Here is a 25,036-nt window from a genome sequence, read left to right as displayed (position 1 = left end):
GAGGATGAACGGCGTCGATCGGCGTCAGGGGGGCGGGGGATGGGCAGGCGAACGGCGGTCTTCCTTGGTGTTGCGCTGAGCGCCGCGGCCGGGCTGTCGGCCTACGTCGTGCTGGCGCGGGCGGAACCGGCCCCGGCCTACCGCCTCGCCCGGGTGGAGCAGGGGCCGCTGGTCAGCGCCATCACCGCGACCGGCACGATGAGCGCGCTGGTGACGGTGGAGGTCAGCTCCCAGCTCTCCGGCCAGATCGCGGAGCTGTACGCCGACTTCAACAGCCGGGTGACCAGCGGCCAAATCCTGGCCCGGCTGAACGGCGACCAGTTGGCGGCCCGGCTGGCGCAGGCCAGCGCCGACGTCGACTCCGCCCGCGCCACCCTGGTGCAGCAGCAGGCCCTGCGGGACAAGGCGGGCGCCGACCTTGCCAGCGCCCGGGCCAACGTCGCCAACGCCGACGCCCAGATCCTGCGGGCCGATCTGGCCCAGCGCGACGCCGAACGCGACCTGCGGCGCCGGCGCGACCTGCGCGACCGCGGGGTGGTCGCCGCCGCCGACCTGGAAAAGACCGAAACCGCCGCCCGCAGCGCCGACGCGCAACTGGTCGCCGCCCGCGCCCAGAAGCGGCAGGCCGAGGCCGCCGAAGCGTCGGCCGCCGCCTCGCAGGAGGTCGCCGCCGCCCAGGTCGAGGTCGCCCGCGCCCAGGTGGCGCAGCGCGAGGCGGCGCTGCAACTGGTCCGCGTCGACGTCAACCGCTCGGTCATCCGTTCGCCGATCGACGGGGTGGTGGTGAACCGCGCGGTCAGCACCGGCCAGACCGTCGCCGCCAGCCTGTCGGCGCCGACCCTGTTCACCATCGCCCAGGATCTGCGGCAGATGGAGGTGCTGGCCAACATCGACGAGGCCGACATCGGCCGGGTGCGCGAAGGCATGCCGGTGCGCTTCACCGTCAACGCCTTTCCCGGCGACTCCTTTAACGGCACCGTGGCGCAGGTCCGGCTGGCGCCGAAGGAGGACCAGACCGTGGTCACCTACATCGTCGTCATCACGGTGGAGAACCCGGAACTGCGGCTGCTGCCGGGCATGACCGCCAACCTGCGGATCACGGTGGACGAGCGGCCAGCGGCGGTGAAGATCCCCAACGCCGCCCTGCGCTTCCGTCCGCCTGGGGTGGAGCCGGCCGGTGGGGCGCCGACGCCCACCACCGGCGGCCCGAACGGCGGCCGCGGCGCCGCGGCGCTGGAGGCCGCGGCCAAGCGGGTGATCGATGGCTTCAGGCTGGACGAGGGCAAGCGCCGCGACATCGCCGCGCTGGTCGCCGAGGCGCGCGAGCGCTTCACCGCGCTGGACGCCGAAGGTGGCGATCCCGAACGCCGCCGGGTGGAGGCGAACGCAATCCGCACGGCGACGCTGGACCGCATGGCGACCCTGCTCGACCCGGCACAGCGTGACCGCTTCGACGCCCTGGTCGAACCCGGCCGCGCGGGGGAGGCGACCCGCACCGTCTGGGTCCCGAGCCCCGGCAACGGCAGTCCGGTCGGCGTGCCGGTCCGGCTCGGCATCGGCGACGGCAGCTTCACCGAACTGGTGTCCGGCGACCTGCGCGCCGGGCAGGAGGTCATCACCGGCGTCCTCGCCCCCGACCGCGACACCCGCCGGGGACCGCGCCTTGGCTTCTGACCTGCGAGAGGCCGCATCCCCCTCTTCCCCCCTCATCGCGGTCGAGGCTCTCACCCGCCACTACCGGATGGGGCCGCAGACCGTCCACGCGCTGGACGACGTCACCGTCACCATCCGGCGTGGCGAGTTCGTGGCGGTGATGGGGCCGTCCGGCTCCGGCAAATCCACCTTCATGAACCTGCTGGGCTGCCTGGACCGCCCCGACGCCGGACACTACCGGCTGGACGGGCAGGAGGTCGCCGGCCTGACCTCCGACGAACTGGCCGCGGTGCGCAACCGCGCCATCGGCTTCGTCTTCCAGTCCTTCAACCTGCTGCCGCGCCAAACCGCGCTCGCCAACGTCATGCTGCCGATGGTCTATGCCGGGGTTGGCCACGCCGCGCGGGCCGAGCGGGCGCTCGCCGCGCTGGACTCCGTGGGCCTGCGCGAGCGGGCCGGGCATCGTCCGACGCAGCTGTCCGGCGGCCAGCAGCAGCGGGTCGCCATCGCCCGCGCGTTGGTCAACGCCCCCCTGCTGCTGCTGGCCGACGAGCCGACCGGCGCGCTCGACACCGCCACCAGCCGCGAGATCATGGCGCTGTTCCAGCGGCTGAACCGTCGCGGCATCACCATCGTGCTGGTGACCCACGAGCCGGAGGTGGCGCGCTTCGCCGACCGGGTCCTGCAGTTCCGCGACGGCCGGCTGATCGACGACGCAAGGCAGGAACCGGAGGTCGCGGCATGACCGCCTGGGACGCGTTCCGCTCCGCCCTGGATTCGCTGCGGGCCAACCCGTTGCGCAGCGCGCTGACCATGCTGGGCATCGTCATCGGTGTCGCCGCGGTCATCGCCATGGTCGCGGTCGGCGCCGGCGCCCGCGACCAGGTGCTGCGCCAGATCGCCAGCCTGGGCACCAACCTGATCATGGTCGGGCAGGGCAGCATCGCGCGCGGCGGGGTGAAGCTCGGCGCCGGCACCGCCTCCTCGCTGACGGAGGATGATGCGCTGGCGGTGCTGACCGACATCCCCGGCGTGGTGGTGACGGCGCCGTCGGTGCGCTGGGGGCTGCAGATCGTCGCCGGCAACCAGAACTGGGGCACCGTCCTGTTCGGCATCACCCCCGATTACATGGACGCGCGCGACTGGTCGGTGGCGCAGGGCCGTGGCCTGTCGGACGAGGATGTGGCGCAGGCCAATAAGGTGGTGGTGCTGGGCCAGACGGTGGTGCGCAACCTGTTCGGCGGCGGCGACCCGATCGGCGAGCCGGTGCGCGTCTTTTCCACCCCGCTGACCGTCATCGGCGTGCTGGGCGAGAAGGGGCAGAACACCCAGGGCCAGGACCAGGACGACGTGATCTTCGTGCCGCTGTCGACCGCCAAGCGCAACATCCCCGGCATGGCCAAGAGCAACCCGCGCTTCATCCACACCATGGTGGTGAAGATGCGCGACGGCGCCGACATGGCCGAGGCGCAGGCCGAGATCCGCGACCTGCTGCGCCAGCGCCACCGGTTGATCCCCGGCCAGGACGACGATTTCTGGATGCGCGACCTGACGGAGGTGTCGGCGACCCGCGACGCCTCCTCTCGCGCGCTGTCCTTCCTGTTGGCGGCGGTGGCGGCGGTGTCGTTGCTGGTCGGCGGCATCGGCATCATGAACATCATGCTGGTGTCGGTGACCGAGCGCACGCGGGAGATCGGCCTGCGGCTGGCCATCGGCGCACGGCGGCGCGACATCCTGGTGCAGTTCCTGATCGAGTCGACCACCCTGTCGTTGATCGGCGCTGCGGTCGGCGTGGCCGTCGGCATCGGGACCGCCATGGTCGTCGCGGCGCTGGCCGGCTGGCCGACGCTGATCCGGCTGGACTCGGTCGTGCTGGCGGTGGTGGTCAGCGGGCTGGTTGGGGTCTTCTTCGGCCTCTATCCGGCACGGCGGGCGGCACGGCTCAACCCGATCGAGGCGCTGCGGCACGAATAGTCGCCCAATCCACCTCAGGCCGGCCGCTCAGGGCCACCAGCCGGGTTCCACCGCGTGCCAGCCGCACCGCCAGCCGCGCCACCCAGAACACCCCCTCCGGCGCCGCCAGCACCGCCGGCCGCCGTTCCGCCAGCACGCGCGCCAGCGCCAGGGGGGACGTGGTGGCGTGCCGCTTGGCGAGGTCGATCTGCCCGATGGCGGGATCGAGCGCCGCCCGCAGTGGTCCGCCGCCCATCGGCGCGACCACATCGACCGCGTGGCCGTCGTCCTGCAGTCGGTTGGCGAGGTCGATCGCGGCGCGGCGGTCGGGTCGGTCGCCCAGATCGGGCAGAAACAGCGCGATGCGAGGCAGGGGGAGGGGGTGGAGAGGCAACGATGGGACCCTGAACGGTGTTGATGGGGCCGAGTGAGCGACCGAACGCCGCAGCTTGGCGTGCCGGATGGCCGGCGGATGGAGAAAGACCGGCTGACTGGTGCGCCGTCCGCTTGCCGTGGGCGTGGCGTTCGTGTATCTCACAACGCGGCGACGGGGCGTAGCGCAGTCTGGTCAGCGCGCCAGTTTTGGGTACTGGAGGCCCCCGGTTCGAATCCGGGCGCCCCGACCATCGCCAGGGGAATCATCGCGGTTGCGCCGACGCGCACGACCGCAGTCGCAGACCGTAGGGGAGACGAGCGAGCCATGAACGTCCGGATCTATCAGCCGAGCAAGACGGCCATGCAATCCGGCCGTGCCAAGACTCACCGTTGGATGCTGGATTACGAGATCGAAACCCCGCGCCGGCCGGAACCGCTGATGGGCTGGACCAGCTCGGGTGACACGCTGAACCAAGTTCGCCTGTCCTTCGAGACGAAGGAAGAGGCCATTGCCTTCGCGGAGCGCGAGGGCTGGAACTACACCGTGCAGGACGCCCCGGTCCGCCGCATCCGCCCGCGCAACTACGCCGACAACTTCCGCACCGACCGCCCGCGCTTCTGAGGCTCGGGTCACGGTCTGTTCCGTGATGAGGCCCCATAGCTCAGTTGGATAGAGCAGCCGCCTTCTAAGCGGCAGGTCGCTGGTTCGAATCCAGCTGGGGTCGCCACGGGACGTGTACGGATCGCAAAGAAAAAGCCCCGCTTCGGCGGGGCTTTTTCTTTGCGTTGGGGCAGCGGATCAGACGCCAGGCTTGCGTCAGGGACCAAGCCGTTGTGGCCGCTGGTCGACACGCAGGCGAGAGCCTATCTGCCCCACAAAGCAAAAGAGGCCGCCGAAGCGACCTCTACAGGAAGGCTAAAGCCTTGAAAAGATGGTGATCCGGGTGGGATTCGAACCCACGGCCACATGATTAAAAGTCACGTGCTCTACCGACTGAGCTACCGGATCATCCTGCGCGGCGGGAGGAAAAACTGCCCTCCGCCGAAGGTGGGCGCACCATAGAAAGACGCGCCGGAAAGGTCAACCATGGGCTTGATGGCAATGGCAGGAAATTGCCATCAAGCCCATGGTTGATTGGGCAGATCAGGTCTGGTTGACCGTCGGCTGGGTACCGCTGCCGGCCTCCATCGCGAAGCGTTCAGCCAGACGCTCGGCAACGCGGGCGGAGACGAAATGGCGGATGTCGCCACCCAGACGCCCGATCTCCTTCACAAAGCGGGAGGAAATGAACTGGTGCTTTTCCGATGACATCAGGAAGATCGTCTCGACCTTCGGATTCAGCCGCGCGTTCATCCCCGCCATCTGGAATTCATACTCGAAGTCCGAGACGGCGCGCAGGCCGCGGATGATGACGCGGGCGTTCATCTCGATGGCGAAATGCATCAGCAGATTGTCGAAGGCCCGCACCTCGATGCTGGCACCGGCGGCGTTCAAGGACGCGACGTCCTCGCGCACCATCGCCACCCGCTCGTCCGTCGAATAGAGCGGGCCCTTGCCGGCGTTCCGTGCGACGCCGACGATCAGGTGGTCGACCTGACGGGCGGCGCGCTGGATGATGTCCATGTGACCGTTGGTGATCGGGTCGAAGGTGCCTGGATAGACACCGATTCGCCCCGTCACAGTGGTCTCGGTCTGGCTGGTCGCCATGGAGGTTCCCCTTTACGCCCTTCCGTTACTCGTTCGGCGCGGCGGTGTCGCCGGCGGTGTCGCCGGTGTCCGCGGAACCGTTGGCGTCGCTGCCGTTGTCGACACCAGCCTCGCCGGCGGCATCGATGCCGTTCTCGCCGCCGTTCTCGCCGTCTTCCTCGGCGATGGTGGCGACGGACACCACGCGCTCGTCCGCCCCCACGCGGAACAGCGTGACGCCCAGCGTCTTGCGGCCGGCCACCCGCACGTCGTGCAGCGGCATGCGGATCACTTGGCCGCCGTTCGTCACCATCATCACCTGGTGGTTCGATTCCACCGGGAAGGCGGCGACGATCCGGCCGTTGCGCTCGCCCATCTCCATGTTCCAGATGCCCTGGCCACCGCGGCCGGTCACCCGGTATTCGTAGGACGAGCTGCGCTTGCCGTAACCGCGGTCGGAGACGGTCAGGATGTACTGCTCGAGGCGCTTCAGCTCCTCATAGCGGTCCGGCGTCAGGGTGACCGATTCGGCGGAGACCTCGTCGGCTTCCGGCGCGGCCTCGCCCTCCATCTCCAGACCTTCGTCACGCTTCATCTTGAAGAAGGCGGCGCGTTCCTCGGCGGTGGCGTCGACATGGCCCAGGATCGACATCGAGACGACCTCGTCCCCGTCGGCCAGGCGGATGCCGCGGACACCGGTGGAGGTGCGGCCGGCGAAGACGCGCACGTCATCCACCGCGAAGCGGATGCACTTGCCGCCGCTGGTGGCCAGCAACACGTCGTCGGTATCGGAGCAGGTGTGGACGCCGATCAGCCGTTCGCCTTCCTCTTCCAGCTTCATGGCGATCAGGCCGTTGGAGCGGATGTTGGCGAAGTCCGACATGCGGTTGCGGCGGACGTTGCCGCGGGAGGTGGCGAAGACGACGTGCAGGTCGGCCCAAGCCGCCTCGTCCTCCGGCAACGGCAGGACGGTGGTGATGGTGTCGCCGTCGAGCAGCGGCAGCAGGTTGACGAAGGCCTTGCCGCGCGCCTGCGGGTTGCCCAGCGGCAGGCGGTAGACCTTCAGCTTGTAGACCATGCCCCGGTTCGAGAACAGCAGCAGCGGCGTGTGGGTGTTGGCGACGAACAAGTCGCTGACCGCGTCCTCCGCCTTCATCGACATGCCGGCGCGGCCCTTGCCGCCGCGCTTCTGCGCCCGGTAGGTCGACAGCGGCACCCGCTTCACATAGCCGGACTGGCTGACGGTGACGACCATGTCCTCGCGCTGGATCAGGTCCTCAATGTCGGCCTCGAACTCCAGATCCTGGATTTCGGTGCGGCGCGGGTTGCCGAACCGCTCCTTCATCTCGACCAGCTCGTCGCGCAGGATGCCCATCAGCTTCGGCCGGTTGGCCAGCGTGGCGAGGAAGTCGGCGATCTGGTCGGTGACGTCGGTCAGCTCGGCGCCGATCTTGTCGCGCTCCAGCCCGGTCAGGCGGTGCAGGCGCAAATCGAGGATGGCACGGGCCTGGACCTCGGACAGGCGGTACGTGTTCCCGGGGTTGACGCCGCGGCCCGGCTCGTCGATCAGCTCGATCAGCGGGCCGACGTCGTGAACCGGCCACTCGCGGGCCATGATCTCCTCGCGCGCCCACACCGGATCGGGGGCGCTGCGGATCAGCTGGATCATCGCGTCGAGGTTGGCGACGGCGACGGCCAGACCGACCAAGGTGTGCGCCCGCTCCCGCGCCTTGCCCAGCAGGAACTCGGTCCGCCGGGTGATGACCTGCTCACGGAAGCGGATGAACGCCTCGATGATCTGCCGGAGATGCATCAACTCCGGCCGGCCGCCGTTCAGCGCCAGCATGTTGACGCCGAACGAGGTCTGGAGCTGGGTGTGGCGGAACAGCTGGGCCAGCACGACGTCGGGAACGGCGTCGCGCTTCAGCTCGATCACCACGCGGACGCCGTCGCGGTCCGACTCGTCGCGCAGGTCGGAGATGCCCTCGATGATCTTGTCGTTCACCACCTCGCCGATGCGCTCCATCAGCTTGGCCTTGTTGACCTGATAGGGCACCTCGGTCGCGACGATGGCGGTGCGGTCCTTGCGCACCTCCTCGAAATGGGTCTTGGCACGCAGGATGACCGAGCCGCGTCCGGTCTGCAGCGCCGCCCGGCTGCCCGATCGGCCGAGGATCAGGCCGCCCGTCGGGAAATCGGGGCCGGGCACATGCTCCATCAGCTCTTCGAGCGTGACGTCGGGGTTGTCGATGTAGGCGCAGCAGGCGTCGATCACCTCGCCCAGATTGTGGGGCGGGATGTTGGTCGCCATGCCGACGGCGATGCCGCCGGCGCCGTTCACCAGCAGGTTCGGGAAGCGGGCGGGGACGACGGTGGGCTCGCGGCCCGAATCGTCGTAGCTCGCCTGGAAGTCGATGGTGTCCTTGTCGATGTCGTCGAGCAGCGCTTCCGCCGACTTGGCCAGACGCGCCTCGGTGTAGCGCATCGCCGCGGCCGGATCGCCGTCCATCGAACCGAAATTGCCCTGGCCGTCGATCAGCGGCAGGCGCATCGAGAAGTCCTGCGCCATGCGGACCATGGCGTCGTAGATCGCGCTGTCGCCGTGCGGGTGGTATTTACCCATCACGTCGCCGACGATGCGCGCCGACTTCTTGTAGGGCTTGGTCGAGTCGTACCCGCCCTCCTTCATCGCGTAGAGGATGCGCCGGTGAACCGGCTTCAGCCCGTCGCGGACGTCGGGCAGGGCACGGCTCACGATCACGCTCATCGCGTAATCGAGATACGATTTCCGCATCTCGTCTTCGATGTTGATCGGCGCGATGTCGGAGGCGGGCGGAAGGGGCGTGGTGCTCAAGCAGGACACTCATTCTTCGGTGGCGCGGCCGCGGTGATGCGGGCGCGCTGGCCTTGGCGGCCGAAGGTTTTGCTCAAGAAATATAGCAACTCCCGCAACTGCACACAACGTCCGGGGCCGGCGGCTGCAGGTCAGCGCCGGCTCAGATGCGCGAAGCGCAGCGACAGGATCGTCACCGATACCACACTGGCGATCAGAATTCCCTCGAAAAGCCCGTGGGCGCCGTGGCCGAGTACGAACACGAGCACGGCCGATACCGGAATCATCACCACCGCGTAGGAGAAGAAGTGCAGCGCGGTCGGGACCCAGGCGTCGTGCCGGCCGCGCAGCGCGTTGGCCATCACCGTCTGCCCGCCGTCGGCGATCAGGATCCAGGCGGCGAAGGCGATCAGCGGGGCGACGGCCTCCAGCAGTTCCGGATCGTTGGTGTAGATGGCGCCCAGCGCGTCGGGCAGGCTGCGGTAGAGGATGCCGACCAGGGCCAGGATGGCGCTGGTGACGCCCAGCCCGGTCCAGCCCGCCAGCGCCATGTCGCGCCGGTCGCCGCGGCCATAGGCCACACCGACCCGCACCGCGGTGGCCGACGCCAGCCCGACCGCCGCCATGAAGGGCAGGGCGGTCAGGTTCAGCCCGACCGTGTAGGCGCCGAGCGCCAGCGGCGAGATCATGCCGGCGAACAGGCCGAGCGCGGCGAAGGCGCCGCTCTCCACCCCGATGCTGAGCCCGGCGGCATAGCCGAGATGGCGCTGGCGGGCGGCGCCGCTCCACCAGCCGGCGACCGGCCGGCGCAGCTCCCACCGGTCGTGGTCGCGCATCCACCAGACATAGGCGACGAGGCCCAGCCCCATGCCCCAGCGCACCACCGTCGTCGCCCAGGCCGAGCCGACGGCGCCCAGCGGCTCCAGCCCGACATGGCCCCACACCAGCGCCCAGGCCAGCCCGGCGTTGACAAAATTGCCGATCACCATCGCCACCATGCCCGGCAGCGGCCGCTTGATGCCCTCCAGGAAGAAGCCGGTGGTGATGTAGAGCATCATGCCCGGCGCGCCGAGGCCGAGGACGGCCAGCACATGGGCGCCGCCGCGCGACAGGTCGCCGGTCTGCCCGCCCAGCCGGAACAGCGGCTCGCCCAGCAGCGACACCAGGGCGAACAGCACGCCCAGCAGCAGCGCGTAGGGGACGGAACGGCGCCACGCCCGTCCGCATTCCGCGTCGGTGCCGGCGCCAAAGGCGTGGGCGGTGATCATCACGGTGCCCATCAGCAGCCCGACTCCGGTGCCGACCATGATGTTCCCCGGCAGGTGGGCCAGCCCGTAATAGGCCAGCTCCTGCGCGGCGAACCGGCCGACGATGGCGGTGTCGACCGCCATCATCACCATCAGCCCGGCGCGCGAGACGATGACCGGCCCGGCCAGCCGCAGCAGTTCGCCGATGTGCGTCGACAGGCTGGAGCGCTGTGGATCGGGGGCGGGCAGGGCGTCGGTGCTCATTGTCGGACCCGTGAGTGCTTTTGGGTGAGGCGATCGGGGCGGTGGGGACGGCGCGTCGACCCTAGGGGCTGACCGGAATGCGGGCAGGCTGCGCAAAAGCTGGTCATCTTGCCCGGTGGGCGTACCGCGTCAAGGCTTTCGACCGCTCCGAAAGGACCGTTGCGTGGCGCGCATGGCGCGGCGGAACCAAGCCGCCGCCGCCCCGTTGTCAAAGGCAGACCCACGCAACGCACACCCCCATCAACCCCAGCGGGGCGATCCCCCGCCGGCCCAGACACAGGAGAGACACCATGCGCCACGCCAAGCACCGGGACCACCAGCGCGCTCCCCACCGTGCCATGGCCCGCGCGATCCCGTTTCCCGCGCGCGAGGTGGTGCTCCTGACGTTCCTGGTCGCCTTTGCCGCCCTGCTGACCGGCTGCAACACGGTGGAGGGCGCCGGTCAGGACATCCGCGCCGGCGGCCGCGCCATCGAGCGCACGGCGGAGTAGAGCCCCGCCGCCCAAAACGAACAGAAACGGAGTGCCCGCATGAGCGACCCGCAGAAGCCGACCGGCCCCGGCGAAATACCGGCGCCGTCCAACCCGAACCCGCCGCAGCCCGACCGGCCGACGACTCCGGACCCCTACCCGGTGCCGCCGAACCCCGGCATCCTGCCGGAAGTCCCGCCTCCGGCCGATGAGCCGATGCCGGGCATGCCCAACCCGACCACGGCGTAAGGCCGCGCCCGGTCCCGATGACCTGAGCCGGGGCGGAGCGGGGTTACGCCGCCTCGGCCGGCACGGTTGCGGCCACCCAGCCTTCGACCCGCTCGGCGGCCGAGCGCCAGTCGCGTTCCAGCATCATCGCGTGCCCCGTGCCGGGCATGAACACCGGCTCGGTGCCCAGTGCCATTGCGGTGGCGACGATTTCGGCCCGCGGGAACAGCAAATCCTTCTCCGCCCCCATCACCAGCACCGGGATGTCGCGCGGCGGCAGGGTGGGGAAGGGAATCCAGCCGCCGATGTCCATCAGGACGCGGCGCGATTCCTCCTGAAGGAAGGACTCGTACTTGGCCGCCTCCGCGCGCGGCATGTCGTCGGAGAACATGGCCCGGCGGATCGCTTCGGGATCGATGGCGTTCTCGCCGAAGGCCGTCAGCATCGCCATCTGCTGGAACACGTAGGGCGCCCGCCACGCCAGCCCCAGGGTCGATGACCACAGGCCGTGCGGCGGCGCCGACGCCATCAGCACCGCGCCGGGAAAGCGCCGCCGCGCCAGCGCGCGCTGCACCACCATGCCGCCCATCGAATGGCCGATCAGCACCGGCGGCGCCGACAGGCGGTCCGCCGCCTCCAGCACGTCGTCGACATAGTCGGAAATCCCGAAGCCGTGCAGGCGGTCGCGCCCTTCGCTGCCGCCATGGCCGCGGAGCGAGACGGCGTGCGCCTCCCAGCCGTGCTCAGCGAACCAGGGCAGGAACTTGGCGTCCCATATCCAGGCGCCGCTGAAAGCGCCATGGACGAACAGCAGGGGCGGCTTTTTCGGCGTGCCGGACGGGAGGCGGCTGATGAGTTCCAGATCGGACATCGGGCGGATCGTCTCATCTCAGGTTGTTATTGTGCATCGCAATAAGCATGGCGCGCGCACCGCACCCTGTCCAGCCGGACGCCGGGCAACCCTGCTGTGCATGGTGTCTTGCGCCGTTTGACGCCGTCCGCCGGGTTTGCGACAGTCCGGGCGCGCAAGCGACCGCAACCCGTTCCAGGAGACGGCCGTGCCCGACCATCCCGTTCCCCAGAAGCCGCCGGTTCTCGATCCGGCCGCCCTCGACGCCGAAACCGGCGCCACCGACTACCCGCAGCCCTTCCGGGCGCAGGTCGCCGGCCGGCATCGGGTGGCGCTGGGCGATCCGCTGGGCCTGACCAACTTCGGCGTCAACCTGACCCGGCTGGAGCCCGGCGCGTCCTCCGCCTTGCGCCATTGGCACAGCCGGCAGGACGAGTTCATCTATGTCGTGGAGGGCGAGCTGATTCTGGTCACCGACGCCGGCGAGACCCTTCTGACCCCCGGCCTGTGCGCCGGCTTCCCGGCTGGGGCCGCCGACGGCCACCGGCTGGTCAACCGCAGTGACCGACCGGCCAGCTACCTGGAGGTCGGCGACCGCAGCACCGGTGACGTGATCGACTACTCCGACGAGGACATGGTCTGGCGCGACGGCGCCTATCACCACCGCGATGGAACGCCCTGGGAATGACGACCGACCTCACGCTGGTGCTGGGCGGCGCCCGCTCCGGCAAGAGCCGCTACGCCGAGGGGCTGGTGACTGGGCTGGGCGGTCCGCGGGTCTACATCGCGACCTCGCAGGTTTGGGATGCCGAAATGGCGGAGCGGGTCGCCAAGCACCGCACCGACCGCGGCCCCGACTGGACGACGGTGGAGGAGCCGCAGGATCTGGCCGGCGCGCTCCGCCGCCACGCCGCCGCCGGCACCGGCGTTCTGGTCGATTGCCTGACGCTGTGGCTGACCAACCTGATGATGGCCGACCGCGACGTCGAGGCTGAAAGCGCGGCGCTGGTCGCCCTGCTGCCGACGCTGCCCGGCCGGGTGGTCCTGGTCTCCAACGAGGTCGGGCTGGGCATCGTGCCCGACAACGCGCTGGCCCGTCGTTTCCGCGACCATGCCGGTCGCCTGCATCAATCCATCGCGGCCGTGGCGCCGCGCGTCGTGCTGACCGTCGCCGGTCTGCCGATGTTCGTGAAGGGAATCCCCGCATGACCAATACCCCGGTCGACACCGACGAGACCAACCGCCGCCACGCCGAGAAGATGAAGCGCCGCAAGGCGTTGCAGGAGCGGGCGCTCGCCTCCAAGACGGTGGAGAAGGGCCTGCTGATGGTCCACACCGGCAAGGGCAAGGGCAAGTCCACCGCCGCCTTCGGACTGATGATGCGCGCGGTCGGCCATGGCATGCGCGTCGGCATGGTGCAGTTCGTCAAGGGCGCTTGGTCGACCGGCGAGACGGTGGCGCTGGAGCGCTTCGAGGATCTGGTCGACTTCTACACGATGGGCGAAGGCTTCACCTGGGACACCCAGGACCGCGCCCGCGACATTGCCGCCGCCGAGGCCGCCTGGGCCAAGGCAAAGGAGCTGATGGCCGACCCGCGCTATCGCCTGATCGTGCTGGACGAGCTGAACATCGTGCTGCGCATGGATTACTTGGCCCTGGACGAGGTGCTGGCGACGCTGGCCGCCCGCCGGCCCGATCTGCATGTCTGCATCACCGGCCGCAACGCCAAGCCGGAGCTGATCGCCGCCGCCGACCTCGTCACCGAGATGACGCTGGTCAAGCACCCGTTCGAGGCCGGGGTGAAGGCCCAGGCCGGCATCGAGTTCTGAGCCATGCGGTCACGGGCGATGCGGTCGCGGGCAATCATGCTGCAGGGCACCGGCTCCGACGTGGGGAAGTCGCTGCTGGTGGCCGGGCTGTGCCGGGCGCTGGTGCGGCGCGGGCTGACCGTCCGGCCGTTCAAGCCGCAGAACATGTCCAACAACGCCGCGGTGACGGCGGACGGCGGCGAGATCGGCCGTGCCCAGGCGCTCCAGGCCCGGGCCTGCGGCGTGGCGCCCAGCGTCCACATGAACCCGGTGTTGCTGAAGCCGCAGTCGGACGTCGGCAGCCAGGTGGTGGTGCGCGGCGTGGTGGTCGGCACCGCGCGGGCCGCCGACTATCAGGCGCGCAAGCGCGAGCTGCTCGGCACCGTGCTGGACAGCTTCGAGCGGCTGAAGGCCGAGGCCGACATCGTGGTGGTCGAGGGCGCCGGCAGCCCGGCGGAGGTCAATCTGCGGGCCGGTGACATCGCCAACATGGGCTTCGCCACCGCCGCCGACGTCCCGGTGATCCTGGTCGGCGACATCGACCGCGGCGGCGTGATCGCCAGTCTGGTCGGCACGCACGCTCTTCTACCAAAATCTGAACAGGAGCGGATCAAGGGCTTTCTGATCAACAAGTTCCGCGGCGACGTTCGCCTGTTCGATGAAGGGCTGCGGGTGATTGAACGCCACACCGGCTGGCGCGGGTTCGGCGTCGTGCCCTGGTTCGCCGAAGCGGCGACCCTGCCGGCGGAGGACGCCGTGGCGCTCGACCGGCCGCGGGCGTCGGGGGACGGGGCGGTGCGCGTCGCCGTGCCGATGCTGTCGCGCATCGCCAACTTCGACGATTTCGACCCGCTGGCGCAGGAACCCGGCGTCGCCCTGACCATGGTGCCGCCGGGCCGCCCGTTGCCGGCCGACGCCGATCTGGTGATCCTGCCCGGCACCAAGGCGACCATCGCCGATCTCGGGTTCCTGCGGGCGCAGGGCTGGGACATCGACCTGCTGGCCCATTGGCGGCGCGGCGGCCGGGTGCTCGGCATCTGCGGCGGCTACCAGATGCTGGGCCACCGCATCGCCGATCCCGACGGCATCGAGGGCCCGCCGGGCGAGGCCGCCGGTCTCGGCCTGCTCGACGTCGAAACGGTGCTGAAAGGCCCGAAGGTGCTGGAGGAAGCGCAGGGCACCGAGCGCCGCACCGGCGCCGCCGTCGCCGGCTACGAGATGCACATGGGCCGCACCGAGGGGGCGGACCGGGCACGGCCGATGCTGGCGCTCGCCGGCGGCGTCACCGACGGTGCCGAGTCGGCGGATGGGCGGGTCGCCGGCTGCTACCTGCACGGCCTGTTCGGCGCCGACGGCTTCCGCGCCGCCTATCTGCGCGGGCTGGGCGTTGGGTCGGAGCTTGCCTACGGCGTCGCGGTGGAACGGGCGCTCGACGCCATCGCCGACCGGCTGGAGGGCGTGGTCGATGTCGATGGGCTGCTGGCGGTGGCGGAGGGGTGAAGGCGGGGGCCGACGGTGCCCCCTCCCTAACCCTCCCCCGCGTTCCGCGGGAGAGGGAACTCCGCCGCTCCGACGCTTGCTCCCTCTCCCGCGCGAGCGGGGGAGGGTTGGGGAGGGGGCAAAGTGGAGCGCCGACGGTCACACCCCCGCTGCCGGTTCCTCCGTCAGCGCGCGCGGCAGCTTGAAGACGACGCTTTCGGTCGCGGTGCGCAACTCCTCCACCGTCACGTCGAAGCGGGCGCGGGCGGCGGCAATCACCTCCTCCACCAGCACTTCCGGGGCCGACGCGCCGGCGGTGATGCCGAGCCGGGCGATGCCGGCCAGCGCGGTCCAGTCGATGTCGGCCGCGCGCTGGACCAGTTGGGCCGCCGGGCAGCCGTGGGTCTTCGCCACCTCCACCAGCCGCTTGGAGTTGGAGGAATTCGGCGCGCCCAGCACCAGCAGCGCGTCCACCATCGGCGCGATGGCCTTCACCGCCGCCTGCCGGTTGGTGGTGGCGTAGCAGATGTCCTCCTTCTTCGGCCCGGCGATGGCGGGGAAGCGGGCCTGCAGCGCGGCCAGGATCTCCGTCGTCTCGTCGACCGACAGGGTGGTCTGGGTGGCGAAGGCGAGGTTCTCCGGGTCGCGCACCTCCAGCGCCGCCACGTCGGCCACCGTCTCGACCAGCACGACGGCGCCGTCGGGCAACTGGCCCATGGTGCCGATCACCTCCGGGTGGCCGGCGTGGCCGATCAGCACGATCTGGCGGCCGTCCTCGTGGTGGCGTTCGGCCTCGCGGTGGACCTTGCTGACCAGCGGGCAGGTGGCGTCGAGATAGAACAGCCCGCGCGCCTCGGCGGCCTGCGGCACCGACTTCGGCACGCCGTGGGCGGAGAACACCACCGGCACGCCGTCCGGCACCTCGGTCAGTTCGTCGACGAAGACGGCGCCCTTGGCCTCCAGGCTTTCGACGACGAAGCGGTTGTGGACGATCTCGTGCCGGACATAGACCGGTGGGCCGTAGCGGTCGAGCGCCGTCTCGACGATCTGGATCGCCCGGTCCACCCCGGCGCAGAAACCGCGCGGGGCGGCGAGGAGGATCGTCAGGGGAGGCGTCGTGGTCATAGGCGCTGTTCCGTTCTTGCCATGGGTCGATCTGGGGGTCGTTTCAGCCCGGTTGCGTCCTGCGTTGAACCGTCACATCGAACCGTCTCAAGGAATAGGACCGCGGCGCGGCCTTGTGCCGGTCAAGCTGGGACACTAAAGTCGCGGTCCAACAGCCCGTTAACCGATCAGGCCGAACCGATGGACCGCCGCGACCGTAATATAGGAACCCCCGCCCGGAAAAGCCCGCTGGCGTCCCGCTGGGCGATGGCCCGCCCTGCGCTGCTGGCGACCGGGGCCCTGCTGGTGCTGTCCGGCTGCTCCGGCCTGGGGCCGAAGGACCCCGCCGAACTGGCGCTCGCCTGCCCGAAGGTCAACATCGTCCGCGACCTGCAGGAGGTGACGGTGTTCCGTCCCGGCGGCAAGGACCTGACCGATCTGGAGTCGCGCGCCGCCCTGACCGATTATTCCGGCAACTGCGAATACACCAGCACCGGCGTCACCGTGAACGTGAACGTCTATCTGGTGGCCGAACGCGGCCCGGCGCTGAAGGGCGACACCGCCAAGTACCAGTATTTCGTCGCGCTGGCCCAGCCGGACGACACGCTGGTGTCCAAGGCCTATTTCGACACCGACGTGACCTTCGTCCCCGGTCAGCCGCGCGCCGGCAGCAAGGAGGAACTGGCCCCGAAGATCCCGCTGCCCAAGGACGCCAACGCCAAGGACTGGAAGATCTATCTGGGCTTCCAGCTGACGCCGGAGCAACTGAACTTCAACCGGACGCAGGTGAAGAAGTAAGGCGCCGGACTGTTGTGAGTTTCCAGTTCGTTTTTTCCGACCGTCATTCCCGCGAAGGCGGGAATCCAGCGTTACCACTGTGTTGCTTGAAGGTGGAGCCTGGATTCCCGCCTTCGCGGGAATGACGTCGATATGAGCGCAATCCGGCAAGACGGCGTCTCGGGTTCGGCGGCCCGCCGCCCGTTACCCCGATTGACAAACTTATCCAATCGCGACAGTGTGCCGCCATCACGCCGATGATCCCTCGCGGGAGAGATCGTCCGGGAGCTCGTCGCAAATCGGCAGGTTCACGGGCGGCGCCGAAGGAGCAACCGCCCCCGGAAACTCTCAGGCAAAAGGACCGCAAGGGGATAAGGCAACTCTGGAAAGCAGCCTCGGCGCTCACCCGCCGCGACTCACCGAAGGAGTAAACCGGGTGTCCGGCTCGACCGGACGGCGGTGAATCTCTCAGGTCCAAGACAGAGGGGGCAAGCCCTCGCGCCGATCCCGGCGCGGGCGCCATACCCCTGTCGGAGGACCCGCGTGACCGAGGCCGCAACCGCTCTCAAGACCACCCCGCTGCACGCGCTCCATGTCGAGCTGGGCGCCCGTATGGTGCCCTTCGCCGGCTATGACATGCCGGTGCAGTACCCGCTGGGCATCCTGAAGGAGCACCAGCACACCCGCGAGAAGGCCGGGCTGTTCGACGTCTCGCATATGGGGCAGGTCCGCCTGACCGGTGACGATCCCGCCGCGGCGCTGGAAACGCTGGTTCCCGGCGACATCAAGGGGTTGGCGCAGGGCCGCATGCGCTACACGCTGTTCCTGAACGAGCAGGGCGGCATCCTCGACGACCTGATGGTGACCAACGCCGGCGACCACCTGTTCCTGGTCGTCAACGCCGCCTGCAAGGAGCAGGACGTCGCCCACCTGCGCGAAAAGCTGGCCGGCAAGGCCGAGGTCGAACTGCTGGACGATCTGGCGCTGATGGCCCTCCAGGGTCCGGCGGCGGCGTCGGTGATGGCCCGCTTCGTGCCGGAAGCCGCCACCATGAAGTTCATGAGCTACCTGTCCGCCACCTTCAACGGTGTGCCGGTGATCCTGACCCGCTCCGGCTACACAGGCGAGGATGGCTACGAGATCTCCTGCGACAAGGCCGACGCCGAGGCCATCGCCCGCGCCCTGCTCGGCGAGGCGGAGGTCGAGGCGATCGGGCTGGGCGCCCGCGACTCGCTGCGGCTGGAGGCCGGGCTCTGCCTCTACGGCCACGACATCGACACCACCACCACCCCGGTCGAAGCCGCGCTGGAATGGACGCTGCCCAAGCGCCGCCGCGCCGAGGGCGGTTTCCCCGGCTACGCCATCATCCACCGGCAACTGACCGAGGGCGCGTCGCGCCGCCGCGTCGGCATCCAGCCGGAAGGCCGCCAGCCGGCCCGCGATCACACCGAGATCCAGGACGCCAGCGGCACGCGGATCGGCGAGATCACCAGCGGCGGCTTCGGCCCGACCGCCGGGGCGCCGGTCGCCATGGGCTATGTCGACACCGCCAACTCCGCCATCGACACGCCGCTGGCGCTGATCGTCCGCGGCAAGCCGCTGCCGGCCCGCGTCGCCGCCACGCCCTTCGTGCCCCAACGTTATTACCGGGGCTGACCCGACAGCCGCTCTGTCGGCCGTCGTCCCCGCAGGGGGATGACGGAACCCAAGAACTTCGATCTCCAAATCAAACGAACGATTTTCAGGAACAGGGGATTCCCAGATGACCGTGAAGTACACCAAGGACCATGAGTGGGTGCGCGTCGAAGGCGACGTCGGCACCGTCGGCGTCACCGACTTCGCCCAGAGCCAGTTGGGCGACGTGGTGTTCGTCGAGCTGCCCGAGGCCGGCCGCAAGCTGGAGCAGGGCAAGGAAGCCGCCGTCGTCGAATCGGTGAAGGCCGCCAGCGACGTCTACGCCCCGGTGTCCGGCACCGTGCTGGAAGCGAACCAGGCGCTGGTCGACGACCCGGCGATGGTCAACAGCGCTGCCGAAACCGACGGCTGGTTCTTCAAGCTCACGCTCAGCGACCTGTCCCAGCTCGACGCGCTGATGGACGAAGCGGCCTACAAGGCCTTCGTGGAGGAATCCCACTAACATGCGGTATCTGCCCCTGACCGAGGCCGACCGGCAGTCGATGCTGGCGGCCACCCGCGCGACATCGGTGGACGACCTGTTCCGCGACGTGCCCGAGGCGGCCCGGCTGGCCGGCCCGATCGGGGGCTTGCCCAGCCATATGGGCGAGCTTGAGGTCGAACGGCTGCTGGGCTCGATGGCGGCGAAGAACCTTCCGGCCGGGTCGGTGCCGAGCTTCCTCGGCGCCGGCGCCTACCGCCACCATGTGCCGGCGACCGTCGACCATCTGGTCCAGCGCGGCGAGTTCCTGACCGCCTACACCCCGTACCAGCCGGAGGTGAGCCAGGGCACGCTGCAGGTCCTGTTCGAGTTCCAGACCCAGGTCGCGCTGCTGACCGGCATGGATGTGGCCAACGCGTCGATGTACGACGGCGCCACCTCCTGCGCCGAAGCGGTGATGATGGCCAACCGCGTCACCCGGCGGAAGAAGGCGATCCTGTCCGGCGGCCTGCACCCGCATTACCGCGACGTGACCACCACCGACGCCCGCTTCATCGGCTTCGAGGCGGTGGCCCTGCCGCCGGCCCCGCGGGGCGGCGAGGATCTGCTGGCGCTGGTCGACGACAAGACCTCCTGCGTCGTCGTGCAGAACCCCGACCTGTTCGGCCATGTCCGCGACTACACCGAGCTTGCCGCCGCCTGCCAGGCCAAGGGTGCCCTGCTGATCGTCGTGGTGACCGAGGCGCTGTCGCTGGGGCTGCTGACCCCGCCGGGTGACATGGGCGCCGACATCGTCGCGGCGGAAGGCCAGTCCTTCGGCAACGCGCTGAACTTCGGCGGCCCCTATGTCGGGCTGTTCGCGGTGAAGGACAAGTATGTCCGCCAGATGCCGGGCCGCCTGTGCGGCGAGACGGTGGACGCCGACGGCCGCCGCGGCTTCGTGCTGACGCTCTCCACCCGCGAGCAGCACATCCGCCGCGAGAAGGCGACGTCGAACATCTGCACCAACTCCGGCCTGTGCGCGCTGGCCTTTTCGATTCATGTCAGCCTGCTGGGCGAGGCCGGGATCACCCAGCTCGCCCAACTAAACCATGCCAAGGCGGTCCAGCTGGCCGACAAGCTGGCTGCGGTGCCGGGCGTCGAGCTGCTGAACGACGGCTTCTTCAACGAGTTCACGGTGAAGCTGCCGAAGCCGGCCGCGGCGGTGGTCGAGGAGCTGGCCAAGCGCCGCATCCTGGGCGGCGTGCCGGTGTCGCGCCTCTACCCCGGCGAAATGGATGACCTGCTGCTGGTCGCCGTCACCGAGACCAACACCGACGCCGACATGGACGCCTTCGCGGCTGCGCTGACCGAGGTTCTGGCATGAGCATGAACACCCAGGGCCGTCCGTCGGCCATTCCCGCCGGCACGGCGGACGCCGTGACCGGCACCTACACCGGCAACCGCGGCCTGCAGATCGAAGAGCCGCTGATCTTCGAACAGGACAGCGCCGGCCGCTGCGGCGTCGACCTGCCCGACGTGCCGAAGGTCGCCTCGCGCCTGGGCGCGGTGAAGCCGCGCGCCAAGGTCGGGCTGCCCGGCCTTGCCGAGCCGCAGGTGGTCCGCCACTACACCCGGCTGTCGCAGAAGAACTACGCCATCGACAGCGGCTTCTACCCGCTGGGCTCCTGCACGATGAAGCACAACCCGCGCCTGAACGAGAAGATGGCGCGGCTCCCCGGCTTCTCCGACGTCCACCCGCTGCAGCCGGTCAGCACGGTGCAGGGGGCGCTGGAGCTGATGGACCAACTGGCCCACTGGCTGAAGACGCTGACCGGCATGGCCGCCGTGACGCTGGCGCCGGCCGCCGGTGCCCATGGCGAGATGTGCGGCATCATGGCGATCCGCTCTGCGCACGAAGCCAAGGGCGACAGCGGCCGCACCAAGATCCTGGTGCCGGAAAGCGCCCACGGCACCAACCCGGCGACCGCCGCCGCCTGCGGCTACAGCGTCGACGCCATCCCGGCGACCGCCGACGGCCGCGTCGACCTGGAGGCGCTGAAGGCCAAGCTCGGCCCCGACGTCGCCGGATTGATGCTGACCAACCCCAACACCTGCGGCCTGTTCGAACGCGACATCATCACGATCGCCGAGGCGGTGCACGCGGCCGGGGCCTATTTCTACTGCGACGGCGCCAACTTCAACGCCATCGTCGGGCGGGTGCGTCCGGCCGACCTCGGCATCGACGTCATGCACATCAACCTGCACAAGACCTTCTCCACCCCGCACGGCGGCGGCGGTCCGGGGTCGGGGCCGGTGGTGTTCGCGGAATCGCTGGCGCCCTTCATCCCGGTGCCCTACGTCACCCATGGCGCGAACGGCTTCGCGCTGGTCGAAAACGCCGGCGGCGGCCAGGCCTTCGGCCGCATGAAGGCGTTCCACGGCCAGATGGGCATGTTCGTCCGCGCGCTCGCCTACATGCTCAGCCACGGCGCCGATGGGCTGCGGCAGGCGTCGGGCGACGCGGTGCTGAACGCCAACTACGTGATGGCGCGGCTGGAGGACGTGATGACGGCCTCCTTCGACGGCCCGTGCATGCACGAGTGCCTGTTCGACGACCGTTTCCTGAAGGGGACCGGGGTCACCACGCTCGACATGGCGAAGGCGCTGATCGACGAGGGCTTCCACCCGATGACCATGTATTTCCCGCTGGTCGTCCACGGTGCCCTGCTGATCGAGCCGACCGAGACGGAGAGCAAGGCCAGCCTGGACCAGTTCGTCGACGCGCTGCGCGCGCTGGCGGAGCGGGCCAAGTCGGGCGACGCCGCTTATTTCCAGGCGGCCCCGCGCCTGACCCCGCGCCGCCGCCTGGACGAGACGGCGGCTGCCCGCAAGCCGGTGCTGCGTTGGACCCCGCCGGTCGCGGCGGAGGCTCTGGCGGCGGAGTAAGGGGCCGCGGCGGTTGCCCCCTCCCTAACCCTCCGCCGCTTTGGCAAAAGGCACCCTCTCCCGCCGAACGCGGGGGAGGGTCGGGGAGGGGGCAACAGCTCACTTGTCGTTTTTGTCGACGTACTTGTCGGCCTTCTTCTGATCCTCGGCGGCTTCGCGGGCCATCTCGTCGCCGATCTTCGGGTCGATGCGCTTGGCCTCCTCGATCAGCTCGCGCGCCTTGCGGGGGTCGCCGCCGGCCGCCTTGTCCAGCGCCTGCTCGGCGAGGTCGTGGGCCTTCTTGTGTTCCGGGGTCTGTTCGTGGCGGTTGGCCATGGGGTTGGTCTCCTGGGTGAGGCGGAGGTCAAGGTGGATGTTGTCCAACAGCCCCATCCCCGCAGAGTTCCTCCGACCGCACCCGCTGCCGCAGCGCACAAAAATTTTTCAGAAAGCACGGAATAGTCGTGGGGGTGTGGCCGTTCATGGCGATGTCCGGTGGCCACGAGCCACCCTGCAACTCCGGTGGCCCCGGCCACCCTGCACAGGGCAACGCGAACTCCCCATGAGCAACCCGAAGAACCCGATCCGGCGCGCCGCGATTGCCGCCGCACTGCTGGCCGTGACCGCCGGCCACGCGTCCTTCTGGTCCTGGCGCAACGCGCCGACGCCGGTGGAGGCGGAGCCCGGTCGCATCGAATCCGTGTCCTACTCGCCGTCGGGCCGCAACTACGACCCGAACCACCAGCCGGTGGTGCCGCGCCAGGACATCGAGAAGGACATGAGCGCCATCGCCGGCTTCGCCGACGGCGTGCGCACCTATTCCACGCTGGGGTCGCAGGGCGAGGTCCCGGCGGTCGCGGTGTCCAAGGGCCTGGACGTCACGCTCGGCATCTGGCTGAGCAAGGACAAGGTCCGCAACGAGCGGGAGGTGCTGCACGGCATCGCGCTGGCCAAGGAGTTCCGCGGCATCAAGCGCATCGTCGTCGGCAACGAGACGCTGCTGCGCGCCGAACTGACCGACGCCGAACTGGCCGGCTACATCAAGTGCGTCCGCGCCGCCGTCCCCGCCGGCATCAAGGTCGGCACCGCCGACGTCTGGTCGGAGATGGTCAAGGCCGACGCCACGGTGAAGGCGTCCGACTTCATGGGCGTCCACGTGCTGCCCTACTGGGAAGGCGTGCCGGTCACCGACGCGCTGATCTGGATCCGCGACCGCCTCGACACCGTGCGCAAGGCGCATCCGGGCAAGCCGCTGTTCGTCGGCGAGGTCGGCTGGCCGTCGGGCGGCGAGAATTTCCACGACGCCTACCCGACGCCGGAGGCGCAGGCCGCCGTCGTCCGCGGCTTCGCGGCCGAAGCCAACGCGCTCGGCATCCATTACAACGTCGTCGAGGCGTTCGACGGCGTGTGGAAGTCGACCATCGAAGGTTCGCCCGGCCCGACCTGGGGCGTGCTCGACGCCGATCGCCAGCCGAAATGGGCGATGACCGGTGCCGTCGCCGCTCCCTACGGCGACCGGGTCGGCGCCGCCGTGGCGCTGGCCGTCGGCCTTGCCCTGTCGGCCTTCGCCGTGTTCCGCCGCCGGACCAACGCCGGCTTCGCGCTGGCCGCCTCGCTCGGCGCCAACATCATCGGCTTCGCCATCGGCTCCGCCGTGGCCGGCGCCTTCGCCGAGTACCTGACCTTCGGCGCCGTCACCACCTGGGGCTCCGCCTTCGCGCTCGGCGCCCTGATGATGAGCATCGCCTTCGCCGATCTGGTCGACGTCGCCCGCCGCCTGCTGACCGGCCGCGCCCCGGCGCTGCTGCCCCACGCCGTGCCGGCCGCCGGTCACCACACGCCGATGGTGTCGATCCACGTCGCCGCCTGCCGCGAGCAGCCGGACGTGCTGAACGCCACGCTGGCCTCGCTGTCGCGGCTGGACTACCCGAACTACGAGGTCGTCGTCCTGATCAACAACACCGAGGAGGAGCATCTGGTCCGCCCGGTGGAGGAGATGTGCCAGGCGCTCGGCCCCAAGTTCAAGTTCCACTGGTACAAGAAGATCTCCGGCTTCAAGGCCGGCGCGCTGAACGCCGCGCTGCGCCACACCGACCCGTCGGCCGAGATCGTCGCCGTGCTGGACGCCGACTACACCGTGTCGCCCGACTGGCTGTCGAAGCTGGCCCCGACCTTCGCCGACCCGTCGGTCGGCATCGTCCAGGCGCCGCAGGAACACCGCGACGGCCACGAGACGGCGCTGAAGGCCGCGATGACCGCCGAGTACCGTCCGTTCTTCGACGTCGGCATGCAGGAAGGCGTGTCGTCCCAGGCCTTCATCTGCCACGGCACGATGATCATGCTGCGCCGCTCCGCCATGGACCAGGTCGGCGGCTGGTCGGAGGCCGGCATCTGCGAGGACACCGAACTGGGCCTGCGCATCCTGTCGGCCGGCTACCGCGCCGCCTACACCGACGAGCGTCTCGGCGCTGGTCTGGCCCCCGACAACTTCATGCAGTTCCGCAAGCAGCGCGACCGCTGGGTGTTCGGCTCGACCCAGATCGTCCGCGCCCACTGGAAGAAGTTCCTGCCGGGTTCGGCCGAGCTGAGCGCGCGGCAGAAGCTGGGCTACGTCACCAACTGGATCCGCTGGTGGTCCGACGCCGTCGGCCTGGCCGCCGCCGCCGCCGCCGTGGTCTGGACCTTCGCCTCGCTGGTGCTGCCGCTGCACCTGCCGCCGGTGGCCGCCACCGCCGCCGTCCTGGGTGCCCTGGTTCTGCGCGCCGGTTCCAGCCTGCTGGCCTCGCGCTACGCCTCCGGCAACAGTTGGAAGGAGAGCCTGGGCGCCTGCGCCGTCGGCATGGCGCTGTCGACCACCGTGGCGCTGGCCGCCCTGCGCGGTCTGGTCCGCAAACAGGACGCCTTCCGGGTGACCGCCAAGGGCGGCAAGCGGTCCAAGGGCCGCTTCTGCGCCCGGCCGGAAGCCATCCTGTCCGGCGCCCTGGTCGCCGCCTCGGCCACCGCGGCCCTGGTCAACCCGCTGGGCACCCTGTCGCTGGAGCTGTGGTCGATCCTGCTCGCCGCCATGGCGGTGCCCAACCTGATGGCCGTCGCCTTCGCCATCGGTGACATGCTGCCGGTCCGCGAGGCCAAGCCGGCGCCGGTTCCCGCGGTCCAGCAGACCGCCCCGGTTGCCCAGGAGCAGGGTGCGAACCGCCCGATGGCCGCCTGACGCTCCCAAGATCGTCCTGCCGTCGCCCACACCGCCCCCTTTCCCGCCTGCCCGGCGGGGGAGGGGGTGTCTTT

The 25,036-nt window shown here is 69.9% G+C and carries 23 protein-coding genes, 3 tRNA genes and 1 riboswitch; of the genes, 18 read left to right on the top strand and 8 right to left on the bottom strand.

Going from position 1 to position 25,036, the window contains the following annotated elements; genetic code table 11:
- Window positions 1–39 precede the first annotated feature (39 nt).
- From TSO352_RS14615 to TSO352_RS14605, 3 genes are read left to right on the top strand one after another with little or no spacing between them, the layout of a single operon-like run.
- Window positions 40–1,674 carry an efflux RND transporter periplasmic adaptor subunit gene (locus TSO352_RS14615; RefSeq protein ID WP_109108026.1) on the top strand — a complete coding sequence of 545 codons (1,635 nt, stop codon included), beginning with the start codon at window positions 40–42 and terminating at the stop codon, window positions 1,672–1,674.
- A complete protein-coding gene (locus TSO352_RS14610) occupies window positions 1,664–2,398 on the top strand; it encodes an ABC transporter ATP-binding protein (protein ID WP_282183862.1) in 735 nt (244 codons plus the stop codon). The genes TSO352_RS14615 and TSO352_RS14610 overlap by 11 nt, the downstream gene beginning before the upstream one ends.
- The gene (locus TSO352_RS14605) at window positions 2,395–3,627 is read left to right on the top strand and encodes an ABC transporter permease (protein WP_109108024.1); all 1,233 of its coding nucleotides are present in this window, start codon (window positions 2,395–2,397) and stop codon (window positions 3,625–3,627) included. The genes TSO352_RS14610 and TSO352_RS14605 overlap by 4 nt, the downstream gene beginning before the upstream one ends.
- Here the strand turns inward: TSO352_RS14605 and TSO352_RS14600 are convergent.
- Complete coding sequence (locus TSO352_RS14600) at window positions 3,596–4,000, bottom strand: glycosyltransferase (RefSeq protein ID WP_109108023.1); 405 nt, start codon at window positions 3,998–4,000, stop codon at window positions 3,596–3,598. The two genes, TSO352_RS14605 and TSO352_RS14600, sit on opposite strands and share 32 nt — an antisense overlap.
- Window positions 4,001–4,154: 154 nt before the next feature.
- On the opposite strand from TSO352_RS14600, the gene TSO352_RS14595 reads away from it, so the two are divergent.
- The 3 genes from TSO352_RS14595 to TSO352_RS14585 all read left to right on the top strand — a co-directional run bounded on the left by TSO352_RS14595 (window position 4,155) and on the right by TSO352_RS14585 (window position 4,709).
- Window positions 4,155–4,232: transfer RNA gene (locus TSO352_RS14595), tRNA-Pro, on the top strand.
- A gap of 74 nt (window positions 4,233–4,306) precedes the next feature.
- A complete protein-coding gene (locus TSO352_RS14590; RefSeq protein ID WP_109108022.1) occupies window positions 4,307–4,603 on the top strand; it encodes an ETC complex I subunit in 297 nt (98 codons plus the stop codon).
- A gap of 29 nt (window positions 4,604–4,632) precedes the next feature.
- Window positions 4,633–4,709 (top strand) — tRNA-Arg (locus TSO352_RS14585).
- Window positions 4,710–4,914: 205 nt separating this feature from the next.
- Here the strand turns inward: TSO352_RS14585 and TSO352_RS14580 are convergent.
- The 4 genes from TSO352_RS14580 to TSO352_RS14565 form a co-directional block, all read right to left on the bottom strand.
- Window positions 4,915–4,990, bottom strand: a tRNA-Lys gene (locus tag TSO352_RS14580).
- Between the two features lie 135 nt (window positions 4,991–5,125).
- Window positions 5,126–5,689 (bottom strand): pantetheine-phosphate adenylyltransferase, encoded by a 564-nt coding sequence (gene coaD, locus TSO352_RS14575; RefSeq protein WP_109108021.1) that lies wholly within the window; start codon window positions 5,687–5,689, stop codon window positions 5,126–5,128.
- A gap of 25 nt (window positions 5,690–5,714) precedes the next feature.
- Window positions 5,715–8,522: a DNA gyrase subunit A gene (gene gyrA, locus TSO352_RS14570; RefSeq protein ID WP_109108020.1), complete on the bottom strand. Its 2,808-nt coding sequence runs from the start codon at window positions 8,520–8,522 to the stop codon at window positions 5,715–5,717.
- 131 nt (window positions 8,523–8,653) lie between these two features.
- Complete coding sequence (locus TSO352_RS14565) at window positions 8,654–10,012, bottom strand: MATE family efflux transporter (protein WP_109108019.1); 1,359 nt, start codon at window positions 10,010–10,012, stop codon at window positions 8,654–8,656.
- A gap of 290 nt (window positions 10,013–10,302) precedes the next feature.
- On the opposite strand from TSO352_RS14565, the gene TSO352_RS14560 reads away from it, so the two are divergent.
- Both TSO352_RS14560 and TSO352_RS14555 read left to right on the top strand, forming a co-directional pair.
- Window positions 10,303–10,503: an entericidin A/B family lipoprotein gene (locus TSO352_RS14560; protein WP_109108018.1), complete on the top strand. Its 201-nt coding sequence runs from the start codon at window positions 10,303–10,305 to the stop codon at window positions 10,501–10,503.
- Window positions 10,504–10,542: 39 nt separating this feature from the next.
- Window positions 10,543–10,731 (top strand): hypothetical protein, encoded by a 189-nt coding sequence (locus TSO352_RS14555; protein WP_109108017.1) that lies wholly within the window; start codon window positions 10,543–10,545, stop codon window positions 10,729–10,731.
- 43 nt (window positions 10,732–10,774) lie between these two features.
- Here the strand turns inward: TSO352_RS14555 and TSO352_RS14550 are convergent, their stop codons facing one another.
- A complete protein-coding gene (locus TSO352_RS14550) occupies window positions 10,775–11,581 on the bottom strand; it encodes an alpha/beta hydrolase (RefSeq protein WP_109108016.1) in 807 nt (268 codons plus the stop codon).
- Between the two features lie 187 nt (window positions 11,582–11,768).
- On the opposite strand from TSO352_RS14550, the gene TSO352_RS14545 reads away from it, so the two are divergent.
- Genes TSO352_RS14545 through TSO352_RS14530 form a run of 4 tightly spaced genes read left to right on the top strand, consistent with a single transcriptional unit; the run spans window position 11,769 to window position 14,868 of the window.
- Window positions 11,769–12,248 (top strand): cupin domain-containing protein, encoded by a 480-nt coding sequence (locus TSO352_RS14545; RefSeq protein ID WP_109108015.1) that lies wholly within the window; start codon window positions 11,769–11,771, stop codon window positions 12,246–12,248.
- Window positions 12,245–12,769: a bifunctional adenosylcobinamide kinase/adenosylcobinamide-phosphate guanylyltransferase gene (gene cobU / locus TSO352_RS14540; protein WP_109108014.1), complete on the top strand. Its 525-nt coding sequence runs from the start codon at window positions 12,245–12,247 to the stop codon at window positions 12,767–12,769. The genes TSO352_RS14545 and cobU overlap by 4 nt, the downstream gene beginning before the upstream one ends.
- Window positions 12,766–13,389 carry a cob(I)yrinic acid a,c-diamide adenosyltransferase gene (cobO, locus tag TSO352_RS14535; RefSeq protein WP_109108013.1) on the top strand — a complete coding sequence of 208 codons (624 nt, stop codon included), beginning with the start codon at window positions 12,766–12,768 and terminating at the stop codon, window positions 13,387–13,389. The genes cobU and cobO overlap by 4 nt, the downstream gene beginning before the upstream one ends.
- Before the next feature lie 18 nt (window positions 13,390–13,407).
- Window positions 13,408–14,868: a cobyric acid synthase gene (locus tag TSO352_RS14530; RefSeq protein WP_109108012.1), complete on the top strand. Its 1,461-nt coding sequence runs from the start codon at window positions 13,408–13,410 to the stop codon at window positions 14,866–14,868.
- A gap of 138 nt (window positions 14,869–15,006) precedes the next feature.
- On the opposite strand, the gene ispH is transcribed toward TSO352_RS14530, so the two are convergent.
- The gene (gene ispH / locus TSO352_RS14525; RefSeq protein WP_109108011.1) at window positions 15,007–15,972 is read right to left on the bottom strand and encodes a 4-hydroxy-3-methylbut-2-enyl diphosphate reductase; all 966 of its coding nucleotides are present in this window, start codon (window positions 15,970–15,972) and stop codon (window positions 15,007–15,009) included.
- 180 nt (window positions 15,973–16,152) lie between these two features.
- Between ispH and TSO352_RS14520 the strand changes: the two genes are divergently transcribed.
- The 5 genes from TSO352_RS14520 (at window position 16,153) to gcvPB (ending at window position 21,772) form a co-directional block, all read left to right on the top strand.
- Window positions 16,153–16,749: a hypothetical protein gene (locus TSO352_RS14520; RefSeq protein WP_247872106.1), complete on the top strand. Its 597-nt coding sequence runs from the start codon at window positions 16,153–16,155 to the stop codon at window positions 16,747–16,749.
- Between the two features lie 237 nt (window positions 16,750–16,986).
- Window positions 16,987–17,102: riboswitch (glycine riboswitch) on the top strand.
- 169 nt (window positions 17,103–17,271) lie between these two features.
- Window positions 17,272–18,384, top strand: coding sequence for a glycine cleavage system aminomethyltransferase GcvT (gcvT, locus tag TSO352_RS14515; RefSeq protein WP_109108009.1), 1,113 nt, complete (start codon window positions 17,272–17,274; stop codon window positions 18,382–18,384).
- Window positions 18,385–18,490: 106 nt separating this feature from the next.
- Complete coding sequence (gene gcvH / locus TSO352_RS14510) at window positions 18,491–18,865, top strand: glycine cleavage system protein GcvH (RefSeq protein ID WP_109108008.1); 375 nt, start codon at window positions 18,491–18,493, stop codon at window positions 18,863–18,865.
- A 1-nt stretch (window position 18,866) separates the two neighbouring features.
- Entirely contained in the window at window positions 18,867–20,210 is a 1,344-nt protein-coding gene (gcvPA, locus tag TSO352_RS14505; protein WP_109108007.1) for an aminomethyl-transferring glycine dehydrogenase subunit GcvPA, read from the top strand.
- Window positions 20,207–21,772, top strand: coding sequence for an aminomethyl-transferring glycine dehydrogenase subunit GcvPB (gene gcvPB / locus TSO352_RS14500; RefSeq protein WP_109108006.1), 1,566 nt, complete (start codon window positions 20,207–20,209; stop codon window positions 21,770–21,772). The genes gcvPA and gcvPB overlap by 4 nt, the downstream gene beginning before the upstream one ends.
- Before the next feature lie 99 nt (window positions 21,773–21,871).
- On the opposite strand, the gene TSO352_RS14495 is transcribed toward gcvPB, so the two are convergent.
- On the bottom strand, window positions 21,872–22,087 hold the full coding sequence (locus TSO352_RS14495; RefSeq protein WP_146210764.1) for a hypothetical protein: 216 nt from the start codon (window positions 22,085–22,087) through the stop codon (window positions 21,872–21,874).
- 226 nt (window positions 22,088–22,313) lie between these two features.
- On the opposite strand from TSO352_RS14495, the gene TSO352_RS14490 reads away from it, so the two are divergent.
- Window positions 22,314–24,962: a glycosyltransferase family 2 protein gene (locus tag TSO352_RS14490; RefSeq protein ID WP_109108004.1), complete on the top strand. Its 2,649-nt coding sequence runs from the start codon at window positions 22,314–22,316 to the stop codon at window positions 24,960–24,962.
- Window positions 24,963–25,036: the final 74 nt, after the last annotated feature.

This window comes from Azospirillum sp. TSO35-2 (assembly GCF_003116095.1).
In the GTDB taxonomy this organism is placed as follows: domain Bacteria; phylum Pseudomonadota; class Alphaproteobacteria; order Azospirillales; family Azospirillaceae; genus Azospirillum.
This window is presented reverse-complemented; position numbering and strand designations above follow the sequence as displayed.